Source organism: Streptomyces spinoverrucosus (assembly GCF_006539505.1).
GTDB lineage: Bacteria > Actinomycetota > Actinomycetes > Streptomycetales > Streptomycetaceae > Streptomyces > Streptomyces spinoverrucosus.
The window spans coordinates 122,282-140,456 of the sequence record NZ_BJND01000025.1 but is presented as its reverse complement, the minus strand read 5'-3'; the positions used below and the strand labels follow the sequence as shown (position 1 = coordinate 140,456).

The following is an 18,175-nucleotide window of genomic DNA, read 5'->3' as shown; positions in this document are numbered from 1 at the left end:
GCGTCATCATGCGGGACGGTGTGTCATTGGTCCAGTCCTGAACGGGGGCGGGTTCGCCGGGGAGGACCGGCTGGCGTCGTGGGGCGAGCGGCGTGAGCGCGACCGTGCGGTTCCGGCGCAGGTCGCGGGCTCGGGTGAACGACGCGGTGCCGCCGCAGCCGAGTTCCTTGTCGGGTTGCCGCGTGGTGCTCGTCCGTCGCGTAGGTACTCGGCGCCTCGCCGCCCTCGCCGCGTCGTCGAGGAGCCCCTCATGACCCACCCGTCCGACACGGGGCCGGCCCCGGTAGTGGCGCTCAAGGGCATCTCCAAGTCCTTCGGCGCGGTACGCGCCCTGCGGGACGTGTCCCTGGAGCTGTTCCCCGGAGAGGTGCACGCCCTCGCCGGCGAGAACGGCGCGGGCAAGTCGACCCTCATCAAGACGCTCGCCGGGGTGCACCGGCCGGACGCCGGCCACAGCCGCGTTCCGTCGGTATGCGCCCACCGCTCGGCCTCGGCGTCGTACAGCCGGACGGGCTTCCCGTCGACCACCACGCCGATCCGCTGCCCGCGCGTGCGGTCCGGAAGGACTCGCCGTCGAGGCCGCGCCCCCATCGGCGCGTCGACGGCCGCGCGGGAGCAGGCCACCTCCTGCTCGGCGCGGGCGAGCAGCGGGCTGGAGGGCGGCCGTCGCGGGTCAGCGGCTCGACCTCGGTCGGCGGGTCCTGTGGTACGGCGATCGGCGGTGGCCGTCAAGCCAAGCGGCCCAGCCGTCGGCGCACCGGAAGTAGCCCCAGCCACCGCGCCGCACGGCGAGCAGCAGCCCGCGGGGTCGGCCGTCGCGGTCAGCGGCTCGTCCTCGGTCGGCCGGTCCTGCCGTACGTCGACCAGCGGCTGCCGTCAAGCCAAGCGGCCCAGCCGTCGGCGCACCGGAAGTAGCCCCAGCCACCGCGCCGCACGGCGAGCAGCAGCCCGCGGGGTCGGCCGTCGCGGTCAGCGGCTCGTTCTCGGTCGGCGGGTGCTGCAGTACGGCGATCAGCGGTGGCCGTCGAGCGCGCGGTCCAGCCGTTGGCGTACCGGATGTGGCGCCAGTCGCCGTGCCGCTCCACGGGCCGGACCGGCAGCGGCGGGCGCGGCGGCTACTTTCGCATCACGGCGGGCTCGCGGCGGCGCAGCAGTTCGTGGACGACGTAGCCGAACACCACCGAGAGGGCGCCGAGCATGCCGGTGTCGAGCAGCCACACCCCGGCCGTGTGGGCGAACAGCGGGTCGCCGCTCAGCTCGTCGGGGGACAGCCGGCCCAGGTCGACGGTGGCGGCCATCGCGGCGAACGCCCAGCGGGCGGGGACCAGCCAGGCCAGTTGCTCCAGCCCCGGCACGCCGTCCAGCTGCAACAGGGCGCCGCAGAAGACGACCTGGACGATGGCGAGCAGCACCAGCAGCGGCATCGTCACCTCTTCCCTGCGCACCAGCGCGGAGATCAGCAGGCCGAGCATCATCGCCGTGAACGCCAGGAGGGCGACAGCGACCGCGATCTCGATCAACGGCGGCATCAGCACCCCCTGCCCGCCGGGCGCGTTGAGGTCGACGCCGTACAGGGCGACCAGGGTCAGCACGACGGCCTGGAGCACGGTGACCGTGCCGAGCACGACGACCTTGGACGTCAGGTACGCCGATCTGGACAGGCCCACGGCCCGCTCCCGCCGGTAGATCACACGTTCCTTGACGATCTCGCGCACCGCGTTCGCGGCGCCGGTGAGCACCCCGCCGACACAGAGGATGAGCAGCGTGTTCATCGCCGACCGGCGGTCCAGCTCGCCACCCGCGAGGGCGCGGGCCATGCCGCCCAGGACGAAGGGCAGCGCGATCATGACGAGGAGGAAGGTGCGGTCGGCGCTGAGCACGGCCGTGTAGCGGCGGACCAGCGTGCCCAGCTGGGCGGCCCAGCCGCGCGGCCGGGGCGGCGGGCCCACGGCGACCGGGCCCTCGCCGGGCTCCTCGGGCCGGGCTCCGACGCCGGCGACGTAGTGCCGATGGAAGGGCGAGGCGCGGTACTCACCCGCCCAGTCCCGGTCCTGGTCGTGTTCGAAGGCCTCGAAGGCTTCCGGCCACTGGGTGAAGCCGAAGAAGGCGAGGGCGTGGCCGGGCGGGCCGTAGTAGGCGACCCTGCCGCCCGGGGCGAGGACGAGCAGCCGGTCGCAGACGTCGAGGCTGAGGACGCTGTGCGTGACGACGATGACGGTCCGGCCGTCGTCGGCGAGGCCGCGCAGCGTGTGCATCACCGAGCGGTCCATGCCGGGGTCGAGGCCGGAGGTCGGCTCGTCGAGGAACAGCAGCGACGGCTTGGTCAGCAGCTCCAGGGCCACGCTGACCCGCTTGCGCTGCCCGCCGGAGAGGCTGTGCAGGGGCTGGTGGGCGCGCTGCTCCAGACCGAGTTCGCGGGTCACCTCGTCGACCCGGGCGCGCCGCTCCGCTTCGGCGGTGTCCTGCGGGAACCGCAGTTCGGCGGCGTAGGACAGGGCGGCGTGGACGGTCAGCTGGGTGTGCAGGATGTCCTCCTGCGGGACCAGTCCGATGCGCTGTCGCAGTTCGGCGTAGTCGTGGTAGAGGTCTCGGCCGTCGTACAGCACGGTGCCGTGGTCCGCGGGGCGCTGGCCGGTCAGGGCGCCCAGCAGTGTGGACTTGCCGGCGCCGCTCGGGCCGACGACCGCGAGCAGGCACTTCTCCCGTGCGGGGAACGACACGCCGTCCAGCAGCGTCCTGCGCCCACGGTCGACGGCCACCGTCAGGTCCTGTACGTCCAGGGAGATCTCGCCGGTGTCGACGTACTCCTGCAACTGGCCGCCGACCAGGCAGAACGCCGAGTGGCCGATGCCGATGATGTCACCGGGGCCGACCGGGGCTCTGGTGACGCGCTGCCCGTTGAGGTAGGTGCCGTTGTGGCTGTCGAGGTCGATGATCTCGTACGTCCCGTCGGCGTGCGCGCGCAGTTCCGCGTGCCGGCGGGAGACGACCAGGTCGGCGACGATCAGGTCGTTGTCCTCGGCGCGGCCGATCCGGATCGTATGGGTGGGCAGCGGCCGTACCGAGGCGGGATTCCGGAAGGTGTGGGTGCGGGCGGGCCGGTGGACCGCCGAGGGGCGCTCCGGGGTAGCGGCGAGCCCCACCAGGACGGCGCGGGGGCCGTTGGTGGGATCGCCGAAGCGCAGGACGCTGCCGGGGCCGACGTCCCACTCCTGGACCCGGTGGCCTTCGGCGTAGGTGCCGTTGGTGCTGTGCTCGTCCTTCAGCGTCCAGTGGCCGTCCACGGGACGCAGCACCGCGTGGTGCCAGGAGACGCGGGGGTCGTCGATGACGATGTCGCTGTGCGGGTCGCGTCCGACGTGGTAGTCGCGGACGGGGCTCATCACGGTGGAGCCCGTCTCGGTCTCCACGACGAGTTCGGGTGCCGTCGATGCGACAGGCCGCTCCGCCATGGTCAAAATGCTACCGATTCGCTCACATGTGCGCTGATTGATGACAGCCCGGCGGCTGCCGATGGCACGTGTCAGGCGACGGGAACGACCAGCGCGGGGATGGTGCGCTGCATCCGCAGGGCGTCGACGGACTCGGCGAGCAGCTCGTACTCCGTGGTGTCGTCACTGGTGGCGATCCTGACCAGCCGCCCGGCCGCCAACTGGTCGGCGATCAGCTCCTGCTGGTCCAAGTCAGCACACCAGGCGCGCAGCACCGACGGCACATCCGCCACTGAGTCCCCGACCGGAATCAGCGCGTTCGGCGGGAACGGCGCGTCGCCGGGCTGCGGATCGAGCCGCTCCGCGATCCAGGTGGCGCGGTCGCGCAGCCACCACAGCGCGAGGGCCAGGGTGGGTGCCCGGTAGGTGCCGAGCGGTACGCCAATGCGCCGGCCGCCGCAGACGCCGTACCCCGTGACATGGCACAGGAATTCGTCGTGCACGTTCGCCTCCCCCGTCGCGTTGCCCGCTTGCGGTGATGCCTCGCTTTCGGTGCGGCTCCTGTGCGGTGAAACAGTCCCTGAGAGTCCCTGAGATTCGAGTATCTTCACTCTTGAACCACTGTCACCATGCCTTTCCGGCCAGTCTCCTGGCATATTCACCGCGCGTATTGGCCGGAACGCTACGGGTGAGGCGCGCAGGCCGGACGGTGCGGATCTTCGGCCCGGACCGGAGTGAGAGACTCCGCGATGAGTTTTTCCGGTTTACGAGGTCTGAGGATCGAAGACTTCCTAGATCACCGTGCGGGGAGACCGCCAGGGGGACGACCGGAAACGCGGATGCGGAAATTCACCGGCGTCCTGCGAAGGGCCTGAGTAAAGGCGGATGGACGTATGTGGTCTGGCCCGAATACGTCGCAATGCGGCCGTGCCCGGAGGCGGTGGTTCGCCTCCGGGCACGGGGGCATCGGTGGGGGTCAGGGCTGGGCGATGGCGTCGATGCGGGAGAGTTCCTCCGCGTCGAAGTCGAGGTTGCCGATCGCCGAGACACTGTCCTCCAGCTGCTGGGGGCTGCTCGCGCCGACCAGGGCGGAGGTCACACGGCCGCCGCGCAGGACCCAGGCGAGGGCCATCTGGGCCAGCGTCTGGCCGCGGGACTTGGCGATGTCGTCGAGGGCGCGCAGCCGGCCGACCAGTTCCTCGGTGAGCGCGTCGGAGTTCAGGAACGGGCTGTCGCTCGCGGCCCGCGAGTCCTCCGGGATGCCGTCGAGGTAGCGGCCGGTGAGCAGGCCCTGCTCCAGCGGCGAGTAGGCGATCGAGCCGACCGCCAGCTCGTCCAGCGCGTCCAGCAGTCCGTCCTCGGGGCGGCGGTCGAGCATGGAGTAGCGGGGCTGGTGGATCAGGAGCGGGGTGCCCAGCTCGCCCAGGATGCGGGCGGCCTCGCGGGTCTGCTCCGGGGAGTAGTTCGAGACGCCGACGTAGAGCGCCTTGCCCTGCTGGACGGCCGAGTGCAGGGCCCCCATCGTCTCCTCCAGCGGAGTCTGGGGGTCCGGGCGGTGCGAGTAGAAGATGTCGACGTAGTCCAGGCCCATCCGCTTCAGGCTCTGGTCCAGCGACGACAGCAGGTACTTGCGCGAGCCCCACTCGCCGTACGGGCCGGGCCACATCAGATAGCCGGCCTTGGTGGAGATCACCAGCTCGTCGCGGTACGGCGCGAAGTCGGCCTTGAGCGCCTCGCCGAACGCGGACTCGGCGGCGCCGGGCGGCGGGCCGTAGTTGTTGGCCAGGTCGAAGTGGGTGACGCCGAGGTCGAAGGCGCGGCGCAGGATGGCCCGCTGGGTCTCGACCGGCCGGTCGGGGCCGAAGTTGTGCCACAGGCCGAGCGACAGGGCGGGGAGCTTGAGGCCGCTGCGTCCGGTACGCCGGTAGGGCATGTCCGCGTAGCGGTCGGGGTGTGCCGTGTACAACGCGACTCCAGAGGGGTGGGCACGGATGGGACAGTGTGGCCCTCACTCTTTCGTGACCTGCGGGCAGTGGTCCAACAGAAGAATCCGATGGAATTCAGCGATTACGCTTCTCAGTCATGGAACTGCGCCATCTCCAGCACTTCGTCGCGGTCGCCGAGGACCAGCACTTCACCCGGGCGGCCGAACGGCTGATGGTGTCCCAGTCCGGTCTGTCGGCCTCGATCCGGGCGCTGGAGCGGGAGTTGCAGACCCCGCTGTTCGTGCGGACCACCCGCCGGGTGACGCTCACCCCGGCCGGACGGGCCCTGCTGGGCGAGGCGGAGCGGATCCTGGCGCAGGTGCGGGCGGCGCATGAGGCGGTGGCCGCGGTGCAGGGCGTACTGCGCGGCATGCTCGCGCTCGGCACCGAGCAGTGCATCGCGGGGGTCAACGTGGCGCGGCTGCTCGCGGCGTTCCGGCACCGGCACCCGGATGTGGAGATCTGTCTGCGGCAGGCGGGCTCGGGCGCGCTGGCGGAGGAGGTCGCCGCGGGGCGCCTGGACCTGGCCTTCGCGGTGCGCACGCAGGAGGACACCGACCAGCTGCGCTCCGTACCGCTGACCAGCGAGCCGATGACGGTCCTGTGCCATCCGACGCACCGCCTCGCCGCCGTCGGCGCGGCCGTGACGCCTCAGGAGCTGGGCGGTGAGGTGTTCGTCGACTTCCACCCCGACTGGGGGCCGCGCCGCGCCACCGACGCCGCGTTCGCCGGGGCGGGTGTACGGCGGACGGTGGCCCTTGAGGTGAACGACGTGCACAGCCTGCTCGACCTGCTGGACGAAAACCTGGGCATCGCCGTCGTACCGGACCACTTCCGCCACAAGCGCGCCTCACTCACCGCACTGCCCCTGAAGGGCACCGGCGAGGCGATGTACGAGACGGTCGCCCTGCTGCCGCCCCGAGAGGCGACGAGCCCGGCGGCACGGGCCCTGATGACGCTCCTCGACGCGTGAATCCCGGCGGTGCGCGGTCGGGGGATCTCGCCACGGGCCCTCGTGGAAACTCTCGGCGCACCGTCGCGGGACTCCTGCGGCGCACCGACGCGGCCGCCTGGCGGTACGCCGTCACGCGACCCCCCGGCGCGCCGTCGCGCGATTCCGGCAGCGTCCCCCGCGGGATCTCACAGCGCACCGTCGCGGGACTCCGGCGGCGCACCGACGCGGCCGTCTGGCGGTACGCCGTCACGCGACCTCCCGGCGCACCGTCGCGCGATTTCGGCAGCATCCCTCGCGGGATCTCACGGCGCACCGTCGCGGGACTTCGGCGGCGCACCGTCGCGGCCGCCTGGCGGTACGCCTGTCGCGCGAGCTCCCGGCGCGCCGTCGCGGGATTTCGGCAGCGTCCCTCGCGGGATCTCACGGCGCACCGTCGCGGGGATCTCGGCGGTGCGTCGTCGTGGGAATCCCGGCGATGCGCCATGGTGGGACGTATGCATGCCAAGGACATCCTCACCGACGGCTACAGCCGCATCCAGGAAGAAGTCCACGCCGCCGTCGAAGGCCTCACGGGCGACGACGTCAACGCCCGTCCCGGCCCCGCCGCCAACTCCATCGCCTGGCTGATCTGGCACCTGACCCGCGTCCAGGACGACCACATCGCCGACGCCTCCGGGCTCGACCAGGTCTGGCTGACGCAGGACTGGGAGAAGCGCTTCGGACTCGGGCTGCCGCGCCTCGACACCGGGTACGGGCACAGCTCGGCGAAGGTGGCCAAGGTGCGGGTCGACTCCCCCGACCTGCTCACCGGCTACTACGACGCGGTGCACGAGCAGACGCTCGGCTTCGTGCGCGGGCTGACCGCCAAGGACCTGGAGGAGATCATCGACGACCGCTGGGATCCGCCGGTCAGCCTCGGCGTACGGCTGGTGAGCGTCCTGTCCGACGACCTTCAGCACGTCGGGCAGGCCGCCTACGTACGAGGGCTGCTTCAGGCCTCGTAGCCGGGCAGGATCACGTCCCGGATGAGGGCGTTCCGCTCGTCGAACGGGATGAACGCGCTCTTGACGGCGTTCACGGTCACCGTGCGCAGATCCTCGACCGTCCAGCCCGCCTCCTCGACCAGCAGGGACATCTCGCGGGTCATGGTCGTCCCGGAGACCAGGCGGTTGTCGGTGTTGAGCGTGACGCGGAAGCCGAGGTCCTTGAGCGCCGTGATGGGGTGCTCGGCGATGGAGGTGGCGGCGCCGGTCTGGAGGTTGGAGGTCGGGCACATCTCCAGCGCGATCCGGCGGTCGCGCACCCACCCGGCGAGGCGGCCGAGCTTGCCGTCCACGATGTCGTCCGTGATCCGCACGCCGTGCCCGATGCGCTGCGCGCCGCACACCTGGAGCGCCTGATGGATGCTGGGCAGGCCGTGCGCTTCACCGGCGTGGATGGTGAACGGCACGCTCTCCAGGCGCAGGTGCTCGAAGGCGGCCAGGTGGTCGGCGGGCGGGAAGCCGTCCTCGGCGCCGGCGATGTCGAAGCCGACGACACCGGCGTCCCGGAAGGCGACGGCGAGATCGGCGATCTCCCGGGTGCGGTCGAACATCCGCATCCCGCACAGCAGCGTCCCGACCCGGACCGGCGTGCCGGCGGCGGCCGCCTTGGCCATGCCCGCCGCGAGCCCCTCCTGCACGGTCTCGACGACCTCGGGCAGCGTCAGCCCGCCCTTGACCATCAGCTCCGGCGCGTAGCGCACCTCGCCGTACACCACACCGTCCGCCGCGAGGTCGAGGACGTACTCCTCGGCGGTGCGCAGCAGGCCCTCGCGGGTCTGCATCACGGCGAGGGTGTGCTCGAAGGTGGCGATGTAGCGGACCAGGTCCCCGGAGTTCGCGGCGTCGTAGTACCAGGCGGCCAGCGCATCGGGGTCGGTGGTGGGCAGGGTGTGGCCGACGGTCTCCGCGAGCTCGACGACGGTGGCGGGGCGCAGGCCGCCGTCGAGGTGGTCGTGCAGGACGGCCTTGGGGAGGCGTCGGAGGGTGGCGGCGTCTACGCGCGTAGCGGTCATGGTGGGCTTTCCTCGGGCGGGGCGTTGATGCGGAGTTTCTTCGGGCGGGCGTTGATACGGAGCGGAGGTGCGGGTCAGGCGGGCTGAAGCAGGTCCCACCGGTTGCCGTACAGGTCCTGGAAGACGGCGACCGTGCCGTACGGCTCGTGTCGCGGCTCCTCCAGGAAGGTCACACCCGCGGCCAGCATCCGGGCGTGGTCGCGGGCGAAGTCGTCGGTGTGCAGGAAGAAGCCGACGCGACCGCCGGTCTGGTCACCCACCCGGGCCCGCTGCGTCTCACCTTTGGCGCGGGCGAGCAGCAGGGCGGTACCGGCGCCCGCCGTTCCGGGCTCGACCACGACCCAGCGGGAGCCGTCCTCGCGGGGCGCGTCCTCGGCGAGGCGGAAGCCGAGGGCCTCGGTGTAGAAGCGGATCGCCTCGTCGTAGTCGTCGACGACGAGGGTGACCAGGGCGATACGTCGCATCGGGGCCTTCCGGGAGGGCTGATTGACCGGAGAGGTTATACGTAAAACGCAACGGGCGCCAGTCGTCCGTCACGGACGAGTGCGTCTCACAGGCCGCGCGCCAGCAGCAGGGTGACGTCGTCGGCCGGAGTCGTGGTCGGCAGCGTGCCGATCACCGCCGTGCACAGCTCCTCCAGGGACGAGGCCCTCCCGGCGAGGGCACGGGCCACGCGTTCCAGGCCGACGTCGATGTCCTGACGGCGCTCCTCGACGAGCCCGTCACTGAACAGGGCGATGAGGCTGCCTGCGGGGAGATCGAGTTCCGCGGGCTGGTAGGGCAACAGGCCGACGCCGAGCGGAGGGCCGGGCAGCAGGTCGGGGAACGAAACGTGACCGTCCGGGTGGACCACGGCGGGCGGCGGATGCCCGGCGAGTGCCAGCGTGCACTTCCGCGTGGCGGGATCGTAGACCGCGTAGACGCAGGTGGCACCCATGGACGGAGCCTCCGTACCGGCGGCCTCCTCGTCCTCGGTGAGCCGGATGAACGTCCGGTCCAGCCTGGTCAGCAGCTCCCCCGGAGACAGATCGAGATCGGCGAGCGTGCGGATGGCCGTACGCAACCGGCCCATGGTCGCCGCAGCGTTGATGCCGTGCCCGACCACGTCGCCCACCACGAGCGCCAGACGTCCGCCGGGCAGGCCGATGACGTCGAACCAGTCACCGCCGACGCTGTCCGCGGCGTCCGCGGGTATGTAACGGGCGGCCACCTCCATGGCGGAACCGCCGTCCACCCGGTGCGGCAGCAGACTGCGCTGAAGGGCGAGGGCCGTCCTCCGCTCGCTGGTGTACCGGCGGGCGTTGTCCAGACTCAGCGCGGCCCGGGCCACCAGCTCCTCGGCCAGCAGCTGATCGCTTTCGTCGAAGGGCGTCTGGTTCTCCGTCCGCACGAAGACCGCCACGCCCAGGAGCACGCCGCGTGCGTGGATCGGAAGGATCAGCAGGGAGTGCATGCCGAACTCCCGGATCTTCGCGGCCCGCTCCGGGTCGTTGTCCAGCCAGGTGGCGCGGGAGACGTCGAGGACGGGCTCCAGCACGGGGCGGCCCGAGCACAGGACCTGCGTGAACGGCGATGTCTCGGGGACGTAGACGACCTCGCCCGGTGTCCACAGGGACTCCGGGGCACCGTGGTGGATGGAGGCCCTGCCCGCCCGGCGGAACTTGGGGATGCGTCCCTGAGAGAGCCCGAGCCGGTCCAGCGGCTCCTCACCGAGCTGTACCGCCTCCGTCAGGTCGACGGTCACGTAGTCGGCGATCAACGGCACCGTGAAGTCGGCCAGCTCCTGGGCCGTGCGCATCACGTCCAGCGTGGTGCCGATGCGGGCGCCTGCCTCGCTCACCACGGCCAGGCGGTCGCCTGCCCATCGGCGGTCCTTGACGACCACCAGCACCATGCACACGCCCAGCGGGCGGCCGTCGGCGTCGTCCAGACGCACGAAGGAGGCCGAGAAGGCACCGTCACGCCGTCTGCCCGGAACAGCCGGGACACGGTACTCGCGGCCGATGACACATTCACCGGTGTCCAGCACCCGTTGTACGACCGCCTCGAACTCGACGGCGTCTCCGGTCAGGGATTCGCGTGGCCGTCGGCCCAGCCGCTGGTCGCGGGCGATTCCGTCGTAGCGTTCGAGGGCGTCGTTGGACCAGATGCAGCGCAGATCGGTGTCCCAGACGGCGAACCCCATGACCGAGTGGGTCAGCAGGGCCCGCAGGGCCGCGCCGACGGCGTTCCCCGCATCCCCGATCATTGCCGCCACGTCGTCCGCTCCGTGGGCGGGGTCTGCTGCTGCCATGGGGTGGTCAACCTTCAGAGGGCCCGGACTCATTCCGCGCGCTCTGGGCTGCCGACGCGCTGCTCAGAGAAGGTCCTCGATCATGATCGGCAGTTTCCGCACCCGCCGCCCGGTGGCGTGGTGCACTGCGTTGGCGATCGCGGCCGCCGCACCGACCTGGCCGATCTCACCGACCCCCTTGACGCCCAGGGGATTGACGATGTCGTCCTCGACCTCGATCAGCTCGACGTCGACGTCGGGAGCGTCCGCGTTGACGGGGACGAGGTACTCCCCGAGGCTCGCATTGACCCAGCGGCCGGTGTCCGGCTGCATGTGGTTGGCCTCCAGGAGTGCCTGGCCCAGGCCCCACAGCATGCCGCCCATCAGCTGGCTGCGGGCCGTCTTCGGGTTGAGCACCCGGCCGGGCGCGAAGGCCCCGGTCATGCGCCGCACCCGGACAAGGCCCAGCTCAGCGTCCACGGCGACCTCGGCGAACTGTGCGCCGAAGGTCATCGTGGCGTAGGGGATGTCATGGGCGGGCGGGTTCCACTGCCCCGCGGCCTCGACGTCCGGCTGGAAGGTGCGCCTCAGCAGGTCGCTGTACGACTCGGAGGCGGTTCCGGCGGTCATGACGCCGTCGCGCACGACGACGTCGACCGGGTCGGCACCGTGCAGCGGTGAACCGGGATCACCGACGGCGCTCCGGATGAGCTGACTGCGCAGCGCGGTGGCCGCGCTGTGCACGGCCGCGCTGATCATGCCGGCGCCCGCCGAGCCCACCGCGGCGGCGATGTTGGGCAGGTCGGTGTCACCGTTCTCGAAGCGGCAGCGGTCCACGCTCAGTCCGAGGCCGTCCGCGGCGACCTGTGTCATCACCGTGGCGACTCCCGTGCCGAAGTCGGGGGTGGCGGCCTGGACGACCGCCGTGCCGTCGGCGTAGAGGCGCGCGCGGGCGCGCTGGGGATTGGCGAGGGGGGCGACCGGGTAGCAGGCGGTGGCCATGCCGGTGCCGATCAGCCAGTTCCCGTCCCGGCGGGAGCCCGGCCGGGGATCGCGACCGGCCCAGCCGAAGCGCTGGGCACCGCGCTCGTAGCACTCCTTGAGGCCGCTGCTGGACCAGGGAAGGCCCGTCATGGCGTCGACATCGGTGTGGTTGCGCAGGCGCAGCTCGATGGGGTCGATGCCCAGCTCGTGGGCGAGCTCGTCCAGCGCGCACTCAAGCGCGTACATGCCACTCGCCTCACCCGGCGCGCGCATGAAGGTGGGGGTCATGGTGTTGGCGCGGAACAACCGGTAGACGCCCTCGTAGTGGGGGCACGCGTAGATCTGCGAGGAGACGCCGACGGACGGTTCCGCCCAGTCGTCGAAGTGCGAGGTCGGCGACAGCTTGTGGTGCCGTATGGCCGTCAGCCGGCCGTCGCGTGTCGCGCCGAGCGTCAGATGCTGCTCCTGCTCCTCGCGGTGGCCGACCGAGGTGAACATCTGCTCGCGGGTGAGGACGAGCTTGACGGGCCTGCCGACCGCGCGGGCCGCCATCGCGGCGAGCGTCGGGTGGGCGTGGATCATCGCCTTGCAGCCGAAGCTGCCGCCTGCGTAGTGGCCGATGACCCGGATCTTCGACATCGGGACGCCGAGCAGCCGGGAGACGGTCATCTGCGTGGCGTTGACGCCCTGGGTGGCGTCGTACAGCAGCAGGTTGTCGCCGTCCCACTGGGCCGTGGTGCAGGACGGCTCGATCGGATTGTGGTTGTTCGCGGCGTAGGTGTACGTGCCCTCCACCCGGACGTCCGCCTCCCGCAGTCCGGCCTCCACGTTGCCGCGTTCGATGCGGCCCGGTATCCATCCGCCGAAGATCCGCTCGGGTTCGTACGACAGGTCGCGGCCCTGGTCGAGGGTGGTCACGGGAGGGGTCTCGGCGTAGGAGACGCGCAGCAGTCGCGCCGCGTACTGGGCCCGTTCCCAGGTGTCGGCGACGACGAGCGCGATCGGCTGGCCCGCGTAGTGCACGGTGTCGTCCTGCATGGGGAAGAAGGTCTGCCCGGGGGCCGCCGTACCGGCGAGCGAGGGCACGAGCGGCGGCTGCTCGGCGATCTTCGGCAGCGTCTGCTGGGTGAGGACCGCCAGTACGCCCTCCTCGGCCAGGGCGGCACTCGTGTCGATCCCGGTGACCCGCCCTGCGGCGATGCGGGAGCCGACCACGTACGCGTACGCCATGGCCGGGAGGGGAATCTCGGCGGAGTACCGTGCGCTCCCACTGACCTTGGCGGGGCCGTCGACACGGTCGAGCGGCTGTCCGATGGCGGACGGGATGGTCGCGGTCATGACGGGCTCCCGATCCCGGGCCGGGGTGCGGGCCCCGTGCCCGTTCCGTCGCTGAGCATGTCCAGGGCACGGATGATCGCGCGCTGGGCGAGTTCGACCTTGAAGGCGTTCATGGGGGTCGGCCGGGCGTCGGCCAGCTCCACGCGGGCGGCCATGGCGAAGTCGTCGCGCCGGACGGTTGCTCCGACGAGGAAGTCCTCGGCCCGTCTGGCACGCCAGGGCTTGGTGGCCACGCCGCCCAGCGCCACCCTCACCTCCGCGATGGTGCCGTCCATGACGGACAGCGCCGCCGCGACCGAGACGAGCGCGAACTCGTACGACTCGCGGTCCCGGACCTTCAGGTAGAGGGAGTGGCGCGCCACAGGTGCGGCGGGCACCTCGATCGCGGTGATCAACTCACCGTGCTCCAAGGGGTGTTCGCGGTGCGGGGAGTCACCGGGGAGGAGGAAGAAGTCGTCGATGGCATGGGTCCGTTCGCCGTTCGGGCCCAGGGTGTGCACGCGCGCGTCCAGCGCGACCAGGGCGACGGCCACGTCCGAGGGGTGGGTGGCGATGCAGTGCTCGCTGGTGCCGAGTACCGCGTGACCGCGGCTGAAGCCCTCGATGGCCGAGCAGCCGGTGCCGGGGTCCCGCTTGTTGCACGGGGACTCGGCGTCACGGAAGTACGAACAGCGCACGCGTTGCAGCAGGTTGCCCCCCATGGATGCCATGTTGCGCAGTTGCGCGGACGCTCCCAGCTCCAGTGCCTGCGCGATCAGCGGAAACCGCTCGCGTACGACGGGGGCGGCCGCTACCTCGCTCATCCGGGCCAGGGCGCCGATGCGCAGGCCGCCTTCCGGGGTGCCCTCGATGCCGGCCAGGGGGAGGTCGTTGATGTCGACGAGCCGTCGGGGGTTCAGCACGTCCTGGCGGAGCAGGTCGACCTCGGTGGTGCCCCCGGCGAGGAAGTCGCTGGTGGGATCCGTGCTCACGGCCGCGACGGCAGTCGCCGTGTCGGTCGCGCGGAGGTAGGTGATGGGCCGCACGAGGGCGCCTCCCTACGTCTGGTCGCGGACGGCGCGGATGGCAGCCCGGATGTGCGGATAGGCGGCGCAGCGGCAGATGTTGCCGCTCATCCACTCCTTGATCTCGGCGTCGTCCCCGGCGTGCCCTTCCGCGATCAGTGCCACGGCGGACATGATCTGGCCGGGTGTGCAGTAGCCGCACTGGAAGGCGTCCTGCTCGACGAAGGCCTGCTGCATCGGGTGCGGTTCCCCGTCCTGGGAGAGCCCTTCGACGGTGGTGATCTCGTGGCCTTCGCAGCTCATCGCGAGCGTGAGACAGGCCAGCACACGCCGTCCGTCGACCCACACGGTGCAGGCCCCGCAGGTGCCCTGGTCACAGCCCCTTTTCGCGCCTGTCAGGTCGAGGCGCTCCCGGAGCGCGTCCAGCAGGCTCACGCGCGGCTCGATGTCGAGGGTGTGCTCGGTGCCGTTGACCGACAGTCTCACCCGCACCGGCCCGGGACCTCGTTCCGCCCGTGCGGTGCCTGGTTGGGTAAGGGCCGGGCCGGGAGTGGACATGGCTCACCTCCAGAAAAGGCACTTGGTCGGCGTGCCCGTGGTCTAGGCCTTCAAGAACTCCAGGAGGTCGGGGTTGAGGATCTCCGGATGGGTCGAGAGCATGCCGTGCGGGAACCCTTCGTACGACTTCAGGGTGCCGTGCTTCAGAAGTTGGACCGACAGCGGCGCGGAATCCTCGTAGGGCACGACTTGGTCGTCGGTGCCGTGCGCGACGAGGACGGGCACGTCGATCTGCTTGAGGTCCTCGGTGAAGTCGGTCTCGGAGAACGCCTTGATGCACTCGTAGTGGGCGTTGGCCGCGCCCATCATCCCCTGGCGCCACCAGTTGTCGATCAGGCCCTGTGACACCTTTGCGCCGTCCCGGTTGAATCCGTAGAAGGGCCCCGAGGGGACGTCGATGTAGAACTGCGCGCGGTTGGCGGCGAGAGCTGCGCGGAATCCGTCGAAGACCTCGATCGGCGTACCGCCCGGGTTGCTCTCGGACTTGACCATGATCGGCGGAACCGCGCCGACGAGTACGGCCTTGGCGACACGCCCGGGCTTGGCCCGCGCCACATAGCGCGCGACCTCGCCGCCACCGGTCGAGTGCCCGATGTGCACGGCGCCCTGCAGGTCGAGCGCGTCGGTCAGCGCGGCGACGTCCGCGGCGTAGGTGTCCATCTCGTGGCCCGCCGTGGGCTGGCCGGACCGCCCGTGTCCGCGCCGGTCGTGGGCGATCACTCGGTAGCCGTGGGCGAGGAAGAACAACATCTGGTTGTCCCAGTCATCGGCAGTGAGCGGCCAGCCGTGGTGGAAGACGATCGGTTGCCCGTCGCGAGGGCCCCAGTCCTTGTAGAAGATGGTCGTGCCGTCGGAGGTGGTGACCGTGCCCATTGCTGATCCTTCTGCTGGAGAGGCGGAAGCGGCTGGGTCGTGCGGGTCGCTGATCCGCAGCAGGGGCTAACGGATCCCAGCCATAGGGAAGCGCTGGATCGCAGCCGGAGTCAGCGGCCGGACCCATGCAGCCACGTTACGCCCATGTCCGACATACCTCATTTTGTACGGCAGGTCCGAGCTGGGCGGCCCTAGCCCCTTGCATACGCCCATCCGTCATCCGTCCCGCGCACGGGTGTTACCTGGGAGTAACTCCAGATGGTTTGATGTGCGGCGCCACTCACCCCTTTCACCCGCAGGGAGATCCAGTGCCGCTCTCCGGACCGCGCCGCACTCATGGCGCCGTCGTGCTCGCGTCCTCGCTCGCCGCCGTCGGGCTCGCGGGCTCGGCGCCCACCGCGTCGGCCGCCGAGCAGGCGCCGTCGCTCAAGGTGCTGTCGTACAACGTCTTCCTGTTCAGCAAGACCCTCTATCCGAACTGGGGCCAGGACCACCGGGCCTCGGAGATCGCGAAGGCGGCCTTCTTCCGTGGAAACGACGTCGTGGTCGTGCAGGAGGCGTTCGACAACTCCTCTTCGGACGCGCTGAAGAGCGCCGTGGCGGGCGAGTACCCGTACCAGACGCCGGTGGTGGGGCGGAGCAGGAGCGGCTGGGACGCCACCGGTGGGGCGTACTCGGCGACGACGCCCGAGGACGGCGGGGTCACGATCCTCAGCAAGTGGCCGATCCTGCGCCAGGAGCAGTGGGTCTACAAGGACGCGTGCGGGGCCGACTGGTGGTCCAACAAGGGCTTCGCGTACGTCGTCCTGAACGTGAACGGCACCAGGGTGCACGTCCTCGGCACGCACGCCCAGTCGACCGACCCGGGCTGTGACGCGGGCGAGGCGGCCGCCATGCGCAGCCGGCAGTTCAGGACGATCGACGCGTTCCTGGACGGCAAGAACATCCCGGCGGGCGAGCAGGTGCTGGTCGCCGGTGATCTCAACGTGGACTCACGCAGTGCCGAGCACGCCTCGATGCTGGGCGACGCCGGGCTGGTGGACAGCGACGCGCGCACCGGGCACCCGTACTCCTTCGACACCCAGGAGAACTCCATCGCGCGGGACCGCTATCCCGACGACCCGCGCGAGGACCTCGACCACGTGCTCCACCGGGCGGGGCACGCGCGGCCGACGGTCTGGAAGAACGAGGTCGTCAAGGAGCAGAGCGCGCCCTGGACGGTGACGAGCTGGGGTACCGACTACACGTACACCAATCTCTCCGACCACTACCCGGTGATCGGGTACTGAGCTGAGCCACGTGGGCCCCGGGTGGCCGGGGCCCACCCCTTGAGGCGTTACGGATACGTGTAGGTGTTCAGCGCGTTCACCGCGGACGCGGTGTCGCCCAGCTCATAGCGGTCCACCGCGAGGAAGTTGGGCTTCTTGCGGGCGGCCGGCTGGCAGAAGCGGCGGGCGCGGTCGGCGAGTTTGGTGTTGTCCGTGCGGACCGTGGCGGTGATCGGGACGTCACGGAAGTGGTTCATCACGAACAGCGGGCGGAAGCCGGGCTCGGTGCGGTTCAGTGGGATGTTGGTGTTCGCGTCGTACCAGCGGCTGTAGCAGGACCAGTCGGAGGAGCCGATGCCCGAGCCCATGGACCAGTAGTTCTCGACGGTCCACTCCCGCTGGTACATCACGCCGAAGCTGTCCCGGGTCAGGCCCGCGGACTGGTCGGCGGAGCGGCTGTGGTCGGTGAAGATCAGCAGCCGGTCGTTGGCGGCGATCAGGTCGGCGAGCCGGGGCCAGCCGTTCTGGCGGACGCCCGTCCGGTCGGGGCGGTACAGGACGTCGTCCAGGCCGTTCACGCGGGCGAGTTCGGCGCGCAGGATGCCCGGGTCGACGTAGTCCTCCAGGAAGACGGTGACGAACTGGTCGGGGTGGGCCCGGAGGAAGTCCACGATCCGCTGGAGGTCGACCCAGAGGGCGACCGGCCTGCTGACCAGGGTGCAGCTGTTGTGGCAGAGGATCGCGCCGTCGGGGGTCTGGTGGATGTCCAGCATGAATCCCCGGACACCGTCGGCGAGTTGCTGGGTGATGCCGCGCGACTGGTTCGGAACGAGGTTCACGAAGGGCGGGGCGAAGCCGCCGTCGACACCGTTGGCGTAGGCGTTGTGCGAGGTGAGGAACGTGACCTGGTCCAGGGTGCGCTGGCCCTGGGGTGGCATGGGGGTGGCGGCCGGGGTGACGGGGGTGAGGTACCAGGAGGCGAGGGAGCCATGGGCGCCGATCGCCAGCTGGGCCGGGTAGTTGGCGCCGGAGGGTTTGGGTGCGAGTGTGAGGTGGCGGTCGGTGCCGGGGGCCTTGAGCGTGTACTGGTCGGCGCCGGTGGACGTGATCTCCCAGGCCGCGTCGGCGCTCGTGCAGGCGACGGTCCGCGCCTGGTCGCCCGAGCGGCCGAGGCAGTTGCCCGTGGCGTCCGTGCTTTCGAGGACGTACGAGGATCCGCTCGGCCGCAGATTCCACTGCTGGCGGTCCTCGTTGCCCTTGGGTCTGCGCTGCTCGACCGCGCTTTGGTTGTCGGCCGCGTTGAGTCCGGTGACGGCGCTCTGCACGTAGTACGCGCCGGGAGCCGGGGCCGCCGCGGCCCCGGCCGGGGGCGAGGGCGCCACGACCGCGGCGGCCAGCGCGGCGGTCGTGGCGAGCAGGGCGTGGGGGGTGCGACGCATGACGATGCCCTT

The 18,175-nt window shown here is 71.0% G+C and carries 14 protein-coding genes and 1 pseudogene; 4 read left to right on the top strand and 11 right to left on the bottom strand.

Going from position 1 to position 18,175, the window contains the following annotated elements:
- Nucleotides 1-250: 250 nt before the first annotated feature.
- Nucleotides 251-451 (top strand): annotated as a pseudogene (locus SSP24_RS18900) (ATP-binding cassette domain-containing protein); the annotation flags it as partial.
- Nucleotides 452-1,115: 664 nt separating this feature from the next.
- Here the strand turns inward: SSP24_RS18900 and SSP24_RS18895 are convergent.
- The 3 genes from SSP24_RS18895 to mgrA all read right to left on the bottom strand — a co-directional run bounded on the left by SSP24_RS18895 (nucleotide 1,116) and on the right by mgrA (nucleotide 5,397).
- On the bottom strand, nucleotides 1,116-3,452 hold the full coding sequence (locus tag SSP24_RS18895; RefSeq protein WP_141310816.1) for an FHA domain-containing protein: 2,337 nt from the start codon (nucleotides 3,450-3,452) through the stop codon (nucleotides 1,116-1,118).
- A gap of 71 nt (nucleotides 3,453-3,523) precedes the next feature.
- Entirely contained in the window at nucleotides 3,524-3,934 is a 411-nt protein-coding gene (locus SSP24_RS18890; RefSeq protein ID WP_141310815.1) for a hypothetical protein, read from the bottom strand.
- 473 nt (nucleotides 3,935-4,407) lie between these two features.
- Nucleotides 4,408-5,397, bottom strand: a complete 990-nt coding sequence (gene mgrA / locus SSP24_RS18885; RefSeq protein ID WP_141310814.1) for an L-glyceraldehyde 3-phosphate reductase — start codon at nucleotides 5,395-5,397, stop codon at nucleotides 4,408-4,410.
- A 116-nt stretch (nucleotides 5,398-5,513) separates the two neighbouring features.
- On the opposite strand from mgrA, the gene SSP24_RS18880 reads away from it, so the two are divergent.
- Both SSP24_RS18880 and SSP24_RS18875 read left to right on the top strand, forming a co-directional pair.
- Nucleotides 5,514-6,389: a LysR family transcriptional regulator gene (locus SSP24_RS18880; RefSeq protein ID WP_141310813.1), complete on the top strand. Its 876-nt coding sequence runs from the start codon at nucleotides 5,514-5,516 to the stop codon at nucleotides 6,387-6,389.
- Between the two features lie 476 nt (nucleotides 6,390-6,865).
- Nucleotides 6,866-7,375, top strand: a complete 510-nt coding sequence (locus SSP24_RS18875; RefSeq protein ID WP_141310812.1) for a mycothiol transferase — start codon at nucleotides 6,866-6,868, stop codon at nucleotides 7,373-7,375.
- Here the strand turns inward: SSP24_RS18875 and SSP24_RS18870 are convergent.
- From SSP24_RS18870 to SSP24_RS18840, 7 genes are all read right to left on the bottom strand, one after another.
- Nucleotides 7,363-8,427, bottom strand: coding sequence for an adenosine deaminase (locus SSP24_RS18870; RefSeq protein ID WP_141310811.1), 1,065 nt, complete (start codon nucleotides 8,425-8,427; stop codon nucleotides 7,363-7,365). The genes SSP24_RS18875 and SSP24_RS18870 overlap by 13 nt on opposite strands.
- A gap of 74 nt (nucleotides 8,428-8,501) precedes the next feature.
- Nucleotides 8,502-8,891, bottom strand: a complete 390-nt coding sequence (locus SSP24_RS18865) for a VOC family protein (protein ID WP_141310810.1) — start codon at nucleotides 8,889-8,891, stop codon at nucleotides 8,502-8,504.
- An 86-nt stretch (nucleotides 8,892-8,977) separates the two neighbouring features.
- A complete protein-coding gene (locus SSP24_RS18860; RefSeq protein ID WP_229866178.1) occupies nucleotides 8,978-10,720 on the bottom strand; it encodes a SpoIIE family protein phosphatase in 1,743 nt (580 codons plus the stop codon).
- Between the two features lie 63 nt (nucleotides 10,721-10,783).
- Nucleotides 10,784-13,021: a xanthine dehydrogenase family protein molybdopterin-binding subunit gene (locus tag SSP24_RS18855; RefSeq protein WP_141310809.1), complete on the bottom strand. Its 2,238-nt coding sequence runs from the start codon at nucleotides 13,019-13,021 to the stop codon at nucleotides 10,784-10,786.
- Entirely contained in the window at nucleotides 13,018-14,046 is a 1,029-nt protein-coding gene (locus SSP24_RS18850) for an FAD binding domain-containing protein (protein WP_141310808.1), read from the bottom strand. Before SSP24_RS18850 ends, SSP24_RS18855 begins: the two co-directional genes overlap by 4 nt.
- Before the next feature lie 12 nt (nucleotides 14,047-14,058).
- Nucleotides 14,059-14,583 carry a (2Fe-2S)-binding protein gene (locus SSP24_RS18845; protein ID WP_141310807.1) on the bottom strand — a complete coding sequence of 175 codons (525 nt, stop codon included), beginning with the start codon at nucleotides 14,581-14,583 and terminating at the stop codon, nucleotides 14,059-14,061.
- A 42-nt stretch (nucleotides 14,584-14,625) separates the two neighbouring features.
- Nucleotides 14,626-15,456: an alpha/beta fold hydrolase gene (locus SSP24_RS18840; protein WP_141310806.1), complete on the bottom strand. Its 831-nt coding sequence runs from the start codon at nucleotides 15,454-15,456 to the stop codon at nucleotides 14,626-14,628.
- Nucleotides 15,457-15,722: 266 nt separating this feature from the next.
- Here SSP24_RS18840 and sph point away from each other — a divergent pair, with 266 nt between their 5' ends.
- Complete coding sequence (gene sph, locus SSP24_RS18835; RefSeq protein ID WP_174864673.1) at nucleotides 15,723-16,745, top strand: sphingomyelin phosphodiesterase; 1,023 nt, start codon at nucleotides 15,723-15,725, stop codon at nucleotides 16,743-16,745.
- Nucleotides 16,746-16,792: 47 nt separating this feature from the next.
- Here the strand turns inward: sph and SSP24_RS18830 are convergent, their stop codons facing one another.
- A complete protein-coding gene (locus SSP24_RS18830; protein ID WP_141310804.1) occupies nucleotides 16,793-18,163 on the bottom strand; it encodes a phosphoinositide-specific phospholipase C-related protein in 1,371 nt (456 codons plus the stop codon).
- Between the last annotated feature and the right edge of the window lie 12 nt (nucleotides 18,164-18,175).

Coding starts and splice junctions, on each gene's coding strand:
- SSP24_RS18895 (WP_141310816.1), bottom strand. CDS start 3,452: ATGGCGGAGCGGCCTGTCGCATCGACGGCACCCGAACTCGTCGTGGAG.
- SSP24_RS18880 (WP_141310813.1), top strand. CDS start 5,514: ATGGAACTGCGCCATCTCCAGCACTTCGTCGCGGTCGCCGAGGACCAG.
- SSP24_RS18875 (WP_141310812.1), top strand. CDS start 6,866: ATGCATGCCAAGGACATCCTCACCGACGGCTACAGCCGCATCCAGGAA.
- SSP24_RS18870 (WP_141310811.1), bottom strand. CDS start 8,427: ATGACCGCTACGCGCGTAGACGCCGCCACCCTCCGACGCCTCCCCAAG.
- SSP24_RS18865 (WP_141310810.1), bottom strand. CDS start 8,891: ATGCGACGTATCGCCCTGGTCACCCTCGTCGTCGACGACTACGACGAG.
- SSP24_RS18860 (WP_229866178.1), bottom strand. CDS start 10,720: ATGGCAGCAGCAGACCCCGCCCACGGAGCGGACGACGTGGCGGCAATG.
- SSP24_RS18855 (WP_141310809.1), bottom strand. CDS start 13,021: ATGACCGCGACCATCCCGTCCGCCATCGGACAGCCGCTCGACCGTGTC.
- SSP24_RS18845 (WP_141310807.1), bottom strand. CDS start 14,583: ATGTCCACTCCCGGCCCGGCCCTTACCCAACCAGGCACCGCACGGGCG.
- SSP24_RS18840 (WP_141310806.1), bottom strand. CDS start 15,456: ATGGGCACGGTCACCACCTCCGACGGCACGACCATCTTCTACAAGGAC.
- sph (WP_174864673.1), top strand. CDS start 15,723: ATGTGCGGCGCCACTCACCCCTTTCACCCGCAGGGAGATCCAGTGCCG.
- SSP24_RS18830 (WP_141310804.1), bottom strand. CDS start 18,163: ATGCGTCGCACCCCCCACGCCCTGCTCGCCACGACCGCCGCGCTGGCC.